The sequence below is a fragment of the Pseudomonas inefficax genome (assembly GCF_900277125.1).
In the GTDB taxonomy this organism is placed as follows: domain Bacteria; phylum Pseudomonadota; class Gammaproteobacteria; order Pseudomonadales; family Pseudomonadaceae; genus Aquipseudomonas; species Aquipseudomonas inefficax.
Genome location: NZ_OPYN01000235.1, coordinates 1 through 1933 on the forward strand (window position 1 = coordinate 1; position 1933 = coordinate 1933).

The 1933-nt window shown below is 64.0% G+C and carries 2 protein-coding genes and 1 pseudogene; 2 read left to right on the forward strand and 1 reads right to left on the reverse strand.

All coding sequences use genetic code 11. The annotated features are described in order from the left end of the window. Positions 1–500 (forward strand): C40 family peptidase (locus JV551A3_RS29610; RefSeq protein WP_133979354.1); only part of this gene is annotated, 500 nt, incomplete at its 5' end. Positions 501–627: 127 nt separating this feature from the next. Here JV551A3_RS29610 and JV551A3_RS29615 read toward each other — a convergent pair. Beyond that, positions 628–1626: a type IV pilus twitching motility protein PilT gene (locus JV551A3_RS29615; protein WP_133979355.1), complete on the reverse strand. Its 999-nt coding sequence runs from the start codon at positions 1624–1626 to the stop codon at positions 628–630. Between the two features lie 65 nt (positions 1627–1691). Here JV551A3_RS29615 and JV551A3_RS29620 point away from each other — a divergent pair. Next, positions 1692–1933 (forward strand): annotated as a pseudogene (locus JV551A3_RS29620) (YggS family pyridoxal phosphate-dependent enzyme); the annotation flags it as partial.

Below are 1933 nucleotides of genomic sequence, written 5' to 3' on the forward strand. Positions count from 1 at the left end.
TCAAGCAGACCGCGCTGCGTAGCCGTCCAAGCAATGCCGCCAGCAGCCGCAGCGTGCCCGGCGTACCGGTCGCAGCCATGTCGCCGAAGCAGAGCAGCGACGTGCTCAGCCGTGCGGTGTATGTGCTCGGCCCCTCTTTTGTCTGGGGCGGCAGCAGCCCGAAGAAAGGCTTCGATTGCAGCGGGCTGGTCAAGTACGCCTTCAACGACGTCGCCGACGTCGACCTGCCGCGCACCTCCAATGCCATGGCCCAGGGCCACGGCGTCAAGGTGGCCAAGGGTGACCTGAAGCCAGGTGACCTGATCTTCTTCAATATCAAGAGCCGCCGGGTGAACCACGTTGCCATCTATCTGGGCAACGATCGCTTCATCCATGCTCCACGCCGTGGCAAGCGGGTGAGCATCGACACCCTGAGCAAGCCTTACTGGCAGAAGCATTACGTGGTAGCCAAGCGAGTGCTGCCGAAAGAACAGCAGCAGCTGAACCTGGCCAAGCGCTGATCTGATCGGCGCTCTCCTGTACTGGCCCCTTCGCGGGTAAACCCGCTCCCACAGGTACACCACAGCATTCGAAGGCAGTGTTATCCCTGTGGGAGCGGGTTTACCCGCGAAAGGGCCAGCACGGGCGCTACAAATCCTTGATAAGCCCTCGCTCCCTCAACCCCCGCATCGCTCCCTCCATCGTCCGCATCCCATCCGCACCACCCGCCTGCATCACCGAATACAGCTGCGCCATCCGTCCTTCCCGGACCAGATTACGCACTGCTGGCGTTACCACCAGCACTTCCCGTGCAGCAACCCGACCACCGCCCGCGCGCCTGACCAGCACCTGAGCCACCACCAACCGCAACGACTCGGCCAGCATCGTCCGCACCAGTGGCTTCTCTTCGGCAGCGAACACCTCCACCAGCCGGTCGATGCTGTTCACCGCCGAACGCGTATGCACTGTCGCCAGTACCAGGTGCCCGGTCTCGGCCGCGCGCAAGGCCAGGCGAATGGTTTCCAGGTCGCGCAGCTCACCGATCATGATCACATCCGGGTCCTGGCGCAGGGCACTGCGCAGCCCTTGGGCGAACCCGCAGCAATGGCGGCCAACCTCACGCTGGTTGATCAGGCTGCATTGGCTGCTGTGGATAACTTCGACAGGATCTTCGAGGGTGATGATATGCAAAGCCCGATCGCGGTTCAGCCGGTCGAGCAGTGCCGCCAAGGTGCTGGACTTGCCGCTGCCGGTCGGCCCACCCACGAGGATCAAGCCATCGCTGCACTGCGCAACAGCTTGAAACACATCCCCCAGATCGAGCTCATCGAGCGTGGCGATATGCCCCGGGATCAGGCGAAAGGTGGCCGCAGGGCCATGCAACTGGCGAAACAGGTTCAGCCGAAAGCGCCCCAGCGCCGGCAATTCCAGCGCCAGGTCCAGCTCATCTCCCTGGGCCCACTGTCGGCGCTGGTCTTCATCCAGCATCGGTGCCATGCCCTCGGTCAAGGCGGCCGGGCCCAAGGTCGGCAGGGCCATGCGCTGAAGCACGCCATCCAGGCGCAACATCGGTATCTGGCCCGCCGCCAGGTGCAGGTCGGAAGCCCCCGCATCCACGGCCCGGGCCAACAGGTCGGTCACATCCATGAGACTCCCCAAAGGCCTTCAAGTAGGTAGAATGCCGCAAACCCCACAGCCGCCGGCATCAGTCCATGTCCACCCTAGCAGACAACCTTTCCGCTATTTCCGCCCGTATCGCCAGCGCTGCCCAGGCTGCCGGGCGTGATCCGGCCAGCGTCCAGTTGCTGGCCGTGAGCAAGACCAAGCCAGCCAGCGCCATCCGCGAGATCCACGCCGCCGGCGTGAGCGATTTCGGTGAAAACTACCTACAGGAAGCGCTGACAAAGCAGCAGGCACTCGGCGACCTGCCCTTGATCTGGCCCTTCAGCGGCCC

Excerpts from the sequence above, each read along its gene's own strand:
- JV551A3_RS29615 (WP_133979355.1), bottom strand. The coding sequence starts at position 1,626 with ATGGATGTGACCGACCTGTTGGCCCGGGCCGTGGATGCGGGGGCTTCC.